Source organism: Halalkalibacter sp. AB-rgal2, from assembly GCF_041821005.1.
Lineage (GTDB): Bacteria > Bacillota > Bacilli > Bacillales > Bacillaceae_D > Halalkalibacter.
Genome location: NZ_JBGUAV010000038.1, coordinates 21,577 through 27,643, shown reverse-complemented (window position 1 = coordinate 27,643; position 6,067 = coordinate 21,577). Strand labels below are relative to the sequence as shown.

The window sequence follows — 6,067 nt, the reverse complement described above, 5'->3', positions numbered from 1 at the left end:
ACAGAACACATTGACTGTGCAATAGGTATGAACGAAGCCGTCTACGATGATGCTGCAAGAGAATTCGCTGCACAATTTTATTCTGCTATTGGCTTTGGTAAATCTGTGCAAAATGCTTTTGAACAGGGGAAGCTTGCATTAATTTTAGCTGGACTTGAGGGAGAAGAGATACCTGAGTTATACACACGAACTTGCCTTGAACCTAATGAAATAATATTAGTCAAGCCACCACTATAAAATAGAGTTGATTTTAGGAGATATAACGATTACATCGTACAATCTCCTTTTTATTTAGAAAATTCCTTAACCCATTATTTAATCGGTTTTAGATAAATTACTTAGTGGCTACTTCATAGTTTAGTATCATTTCTTCAATAAAAAAGAATGAAAACTTACTTTGATTGTACAGTTACTAATAAGCGTAGCTTCTCTTTAATCATACGAATATCTAAGAGAGTCACTGTGATAGTAATAAGAAATAAAATTGATAGACTAACCTGTAGCTCTCGCCGTTAGTCTTTTTTGAAAGTGGATAAGTTGATTTCAGTTATTACTTACTTTTAAACACTAGTATTTTTCTTAGTATTTATCAAAGTCAATCTCAGCAAAAGGATAAGCTTGAGAGTAACTCTTTTTTAACAACATCAAGGCTATCATTTTTCTAAGAATAATCTGACCATTAGCTAACAAGTCGAATTCTATATTATTTACTTCAGTGTTTCCATGAGATAAAGAATTTCTTATGTCACAAATTCGTTTAGCACTAGCTAATTCTTCTTTATTAAACCCGCTCAACTCTTTAAGTACTTTCAATATCTTTCTAGTGTCGGTCATCAATCTTTTTGAAATCACTGGCTTAAATTCATCAAATAGCTGTTTATGTCGTTCACTATATTCTTCATTTACATTCTGTACTAAGAAATCTGCAAAAAGATTTCTAAAATTTTCTATAATTTGTGGTTCAATATTTTTATAACCTTCTCTCCCTACTATCTCAAGCCCTTTATATTGGTTAAGCAATGCATCCTCATATAATTCTACGTCTAACGCATCAAGACTACGGCTAAAATAATCGATAGCCGCATAATATTTTTTTCTTACACTAAGTTCTTTTTCTTTTTGTTTCTTCTTATCTGACCTAACTATATTGTTTAGTGCTCCCATAAAATAATGAATTCTATTTATATTTTCCGAAGCTACCAACGGTGTTGCATCAATACTATTTATTTTTTTTATGTTATTTCTGTGGCTATTGGGATATTCGTTAATTAATTTTATACCAAATAAAAAATTTAATAATTTGTTCGCTCTTTCAACACTCGATAAGGCACGCCGATAAACTTGATCTAAATCTGCCAAATCTCCATCATATACATAACTGTCGATATCTAAGTAGGCAGAATACTGATCCCAACGATAATTATAATAAAAGCATTCATTGATCCAGAAGCCACTCCCCCTCCTAATTTTTAGTCTTATTCTCTCTTCATTTGGTCCTTCAATAGTAATCTTACAAGTGAGCTTAAACACAACTCTTCTCCACCATCTTTCATTTTTTCTAAAACAATATGCTATCAAACATTCCCTTCTTTTAAGGAATAGTGGGACGCTATAGATAGGCGATTCCATTTATTATTTAATTTAAAATTCTTTAAAGTTGCGTGATTTGCCTATCTTCTCTCTAGTTCTTTTTAGAAGATTGTACCCTGACTCCGGTAACATTTGAAAATGTTCAGGTCCAATTATTTGTGTAATCACTTTTGTAAACTCTTTAATTTTGTTCATTCCTATCAATATACAAAAATTTGGCTCATCTTCATATAGAACTCTTTCCATTAAAAAGCGTTTACGCTGGACTACATCCTTAAATAATTTATTGGATGCATACAATAAGAATACAATAATAACGGGCAACTCTCTGATCCTTTCTTCTTTTTTATAGTTAAATGCCATGTATGGGGTTAATATCACTTGCCGACCTCTATATTCTAAAAGTTTCCTACTTCTTGATGAAAGAAACTTGTTAAGATCATCTCTCGAATCTGAATCTAATAATAGAAAGTATCTAGCAGCTCTTATACACAGATGATCTTTTGTACTATCTAATAGTTTAATTAGTTGCTCAAACATGATTTTCATTTCTTGTCTAGGTTTCGGTGCAGGTCCAATCAATATATCATAGAAGCTTTCTCCTTCACCGTCAACACGGTCACTATTGATTTTTCTTGCCATATAGGCATCAATTTCATCTCTATGACTATCAATATATATTTCTTTTACGTCTTCAACCTTAACTATCTCACTAATACGTGTCGAATAGTCATTATATGCGAAATACATCCCTAGATGATCCAACTCATCATTTAGCTTTATATAGGGATTTTTAGAAGCGTTACTTCTTTGATATAGATAATTGAAGAACATACTTGGAGAATCAAATAATTCAGGGTAAACTCGCAAATCATTAACGGAAACACACCATACAGGAAGATCACTATTTTGGATAAATTCTGTCTTTTCAATATGGGAAGCTATTTCGTTAAAATCATCTAAAGTAACACAGCAAGCTTGAATAAATTTAATGTTCTCAATCAAAGAAACCATTTTATAACGCTTTTTACTCTCTTTATAGTAAATCTCTATCTTCCCTGTCCTATTGTACTCTTCAAAAAATCGTAAGGACTGTTGATAAGGATTTTCAGCTAAGCCAATTAATGATTTTTTGTAAGCTTCTTCATCAGAAAAAGGTGAAACGGGTGATAATGCTCCGCCCTTCACTTCAATAATAATCATTACATCATCAAATAGAATAATACCATCACATTCGCACCATTCATTTTTTCCATTTGCACCAACTGGAGCTTTGTAAAAGACACTTTGAAACATTTTGGATGCAGGTAAGATGGATTTAAAAAACTTGAAAGGTAATGCCTCTGATAAATCCTTTTGGATGTCATTAATCTTATTTGAAATACTGTCTTTCTGCCTACGCATAGCTCTTAGAACAGTTCTATAAAAGTTATCAATTAAATTATCAATGCAAAAACAGTAATATTTACCTCCAATACTGATGAAGGGCTTATATTTAATCGGAGACTCCTTTAAAATCACTTGTAGATCATTTTCGTAAAAATTTTTGCATTCGCCTTGTTGAAATGATAATTCCTTAATAAACTCTATAGGCCATCCTGTAATACGTTCAACATTAAAGTATTCAGCTACATTTAATAATGCATCTTCTGACAATTCTTCTGGTGAAGCACCACTTTCTATTAAAGCCTCCATAAATCCCATAGTGCGTATGTGTCTGCTAATTGCCAAAAGACCTTCTACTACATCAAAGCTCGTCATTCCGAAAACCTCATTTAAAAGATCTGTATACGGAGACAACATATCTGTAAAATGCTCTTTTTCAAAAAACGGATACAATGTTCCAGAAACGTTCATTTGCATTCCTTGAGAATACTTGATTAACTCATCCTTTGAGACGGCGTTCACATAAAAATTTCCAACGGAAAAGAGTTTCTCTAGTTCTTCGATATAAGCAAATATATCATCTTTATCTAAAGATCCATTCCCTACTATATCACTTGTCACTATAAGACTTTGTGTGAAGTCAAGTAATTTATTCATATGAGGCTTAACATTACCATGAACAGAGGACTCTATGTCCCCAAAATGGTAAAAAAACCTTTGTCCATACAACTGAATAAGGGTAATTAGAGGATTAGCTTTAAAGACGGTACTCCGAAGTTTTGCAAGGCTAATCTCCATCTTTTTCTCCATGCCTTGCATATCCATAAAAGGTAACAAATCAAATGACTCATTTTCCTCCATTTTCTATACACTCCATTTTATAAATTTTAATTTCTTCTTTCTCACGGAGTAAGCTGTCTTGAAATCAAATAAAGAATATATCGGGTTGGATATCCTTATACATAAGTCTCCTCAACTTTTCTTTCATCTTGGGGGTGTATCCCAACTGCATGTTGAATAACAGAAGCATACTCTGATATGGATAGAAATTCTTCTAATTTATATCCGCCAGATACTACAGCCTCAACTAACTTTAATACACTGAGTTCCTTTCCAGAAACCCTCTGGTCTTCTAAATACTTAACTGCCTTTTCAGTCATGTAATCTTCTAATTCTCCGTACTTTAGTATATATATATTAGATTTCTTTAGATTTTCAAAACAAGTATCAACTAAATCACGAATTTGATCATTTTGCTCAAAGTCAGAGTAACTAGCTTTTTTAGTAACATCTGTTCGAAATTGGCTCCATAATTCTTCCAGACTTTCGTCATACTTACCATCTTCACACATCTTGTCTAATAGTTGGCACAATAACTTAGCCTTTCCTGATTGGAATTTCTTTTTAATAGTCTTACTGTTCCTAAATGGGTCACTAGAATCTACACAGCATTGAGTCAGTATTTGTTTTTTGGCTTTCGCGATATTTTCTGAAGAATAATCCATTATAAAATCTTTTAGGCTCTCTATACCATTTGTGAAAAAGTCAAAATCAGCTACTACATAGGCTTCTATATTTAAATCTTTCAAAAGTTTTAAATACGTATGGAACAGGCTTTTTCCTCCGACTTTTATTACTGATATATTGTGGTAATCTAATGCGTTCTCTTTTTGTAAAACATCATTTGCAATAAAAGGAAAAATGTATTCCTCTCCACCTTCAACTAAGATCACTTTATCAGCAAAAAACAATTCTGCATTCTTACTCCAAAGAACTTGTTTTATTTTTTGAATTTCTTTTTCCCTTCCTTGTGTATCAATTTTTTTTACTTCTGTTTTGTTTGAAGCCTTCGGCTTTCTTACAACTGTTATATTTTCAATTTCTGTATTTCTTAAAAATTCCGGAGAATGTGTTGCCGTGATTACTTGGTTTCTTACAAATCCGTTCTGCTCAATAAACTCATCAAATTTATTTGACAATACACGTCTTGCATGAGGATGAAGATATAGTTCTGGCTCTTCAACAGCCAATAATGAACTATTTCTATGAAATTGCGAACAATAATAAGAAAAGAGACTAATAATTAACGCACTTTGAATACCCGACCCTTTATCTGCAGCAAGAGACTCTACTCCGTCATCAACAAAAAGGTTAACACCCTTATATATATCATCTTTCGTATTAGGCATTAATTGAAAGTGTACTTTATTGTGATGTATTGCCTCAGATAGTTTTTCTTTAATGTCTGACGTTGCATCTCTAAATACTTGATCACTCAATTGTTTTATTTCTTCTACTTTTCTATTGATTTGCTCTCCAACTGTTTTATCCTTTTTATCCCAAATATCCCTTATCAACTTTCCGTACCAAGACCATTGACTTAATTTAAATTGATTATTCGGATCACGAAATGCAGGTATGATAGCACTTGTTAAAACAGAATCTCGAAAATCCTTACTGATTGCCCACCCCCTATAATACATATCTCCTTGTCTAATAATCAGACCAAAAGTTTTAGAATACTGGGATTCATTATCTGCATCATCATTTTGTCGCTCCACATTTAAGTAAAAGTATATCTCGGTAGCATTAGTCAAATAATCATATAATCTATTTCTATTTACCCACTCTTTATCATCTTTCCAAAATGAGTCAGCATCCCTAGTGAATAAATTTTCCAAGTGTCTTATATCGTTCTCATCTTCATACCACCATCTTTTTTCACCCAATTGAGATACAAAGATTCCCTTACATTTTTCTAATAGTTCCTTATTAAAATTTGCCCCCTGTAACTTGGCACAAATAAAAAAGTGAGTTGCTACAAATGTATCTTCTTCATCACTAAACTCATCATACGTTTTTTCGGTATAGAAATCCTTCAACTCGATATTCTGGTAACTTGGCATCTTTTCTCCTAATAGTAAATCAATTGCTTTTATAATATTACTCTTTCCGGAATTATTTTTTCCAACTAGTACATTTCGGCCCGTATTAAACTGAAGGTGAACCTTTTTTAAACTACGGTAATTATAAACAAACAAATTAGATATATACATACTAGTCCTCCCCTAAAAGAAGAGGCAAGCCTTCG

Annotated in this window: 3 protein-coding genes and 1 pseudogene; 1 reads left to right on the top strand and 3 read right to left on the bottom strand. The window is 32.3% G+C overall.

Features of this window, described 5'->3' with window-relative positions; translation table 11 throughout:
* Positions 1–237: pseudogene (locus ACERJO_RS20015) on the top strand (hypothetical protein); the annotation flags it as partial.
* A gap of 342 nt (positions 238–579) precedes the next feature.
* On the opposite strand, the gene ACERJO_RS20010 reads toward ACERJO_RS20015, so the two are convergent.
* The 3 genes from ACERJO_RS20010 to ACERJO_RS20000 all read right to left on the bottom strand — a co-directional run bounded on the left by ACERJO_RS20010 (position 580) and on the right by ACERJO_RS20000 (position 6,032).
* A complete protein-coding gene (locus tag ACERJO_RS20010) occupies positions 580–1,530 on the bottom strand; it encodes a HEPN domain-containing protein (RefSeq protein ID WP_373648651.1) in 951 nt (316 codons plus the stop codon).
* A gap of 111 nt (positions 1,531–1,641) precedes the next feature.
* Positions 1,642–3,837 carry a hypothetical protein gene (locus tag ACERJO_RS20005; protein ID WP_373648650.1) on the bottom strand — a complete coding sequence of 732 codons (2,196 nt, stop codon included), beginning with the start codon at positions 3,835–3,837 and terminating at the stop codon, positions 1,642–1,644.
* Between the two features lie 95 nt (positions 3,838–3,932).
* Entirely contained in the window at positions 3,933–6,032 is a 2,100-nt protein-coding gene (locus ACERJO_RS20000) for an ATP-dependent nuclease (RefSeq protein WP_373648649.1), read from the bottom strand.
* Positions 6,033–6,067 lie beyond the last annotated feature (35 nt).

Coding starts and splice junctions, on each gene's coding strand:
- ACERJO_RS20005 (WP_373648650.1), bottom strand. CDS start 3,837: ATGGAGGAAAATGAGTCATTTGATTTGTTACCTTTTATGGATATGCAA.
- ACERJO_RS20000 (WP_373648649.1), bottom strand. CDS start 6,032: ATGTATATATCTAATTTGTTTGTTTATAATTACCGTAGTTTAAAAAAG.